Source organism: Paraburkholderia sp. SIMBA_054 (assembly GCF_046534875.1).
Lineage (GTDB): Bacteria > Pseudomonadota > Gammaproteobacteria > Burkholderiales > Burkholderiaceae > Paraburkholderia > Paraburkholderia hospita.
In genome coordinates, this window is sequence record NZ_JAWRXV010001840.1 from 1 (window position 1) to 231 (window position 231).

At 57.6% G+C, this 231-nt stretch carries 1 pseudogene; it reads right to left on the bottom strand.

Features of this window, described 5'->3' with window-relative positions:
- Positions 1-231 (bottom strand): annotated as a pseudogene (locus SB822_RS61410) (glutamine synthetase); the annotation flags it as partial.

Sequence of the window (231 nt, forward strand, 5' to 3'; positions counted from 1 at the left end):
GGTGGAGGACATAATCCTGCACGTAAGGAGATGCCGTTTCCATATCCTGCCAGTGCTTTGCGCGGGCTGTCTTGTAGGTCTCGTCGAAAAGATAGAACTCAAGCTCGGACGCGAAATAGGCGCGATAGCCGCGCTCGTGCAGGCGCGCGAGTTGCTTCTTCAGGATAGCACGCGGGGAATGCGCCAGATCCTGATGGTCGTGGTGATCGAGCACGTCGCAAAGCACGATGG